A 239-nucleotide genomic window follows, 5' to 3' on the forward strand; every position below is an offset into this window, starting at 1 on the left:
CGGCGGCGACACGGCGGGCACGCACCGAGTCCTCCAACGCGACCTGCACCCTGGCCTGCGCGGCCGCGGCGGCAGCCTTCAAACCCTCCAACGCCGTGAGCTCCTCTATCAACTCCCGGTCCGGCGCGCACAGGTCGATGCCCTCGAGGGCGGCAGCCGCCGCGCGAACCGCGGCAGAACCGACCGGTGCCGCGGCCGGTCCGGGGTCCCGCCTCGAACCGCTGCCGGCAGACGATACT

Annotated in this window: 1 protein-coding gene; it reads right to left on the reverse strand. The window is 74.5% G+C overall.

Going from position 1 to position 239, the window contains the following annotated elements; all coding sequences use genetic code 11:
- The coding region (locus tag AC5RUP_RS17235) for a hypothetical protein (protein ID WP_494158795.1) at positions 1-239 on the reverse strand (239 nt) is incomplete at both ends.

The sequence above is a fragment of the Arthrobacter sp. Y3223151 genome (genome assembly GCF_059091125.1).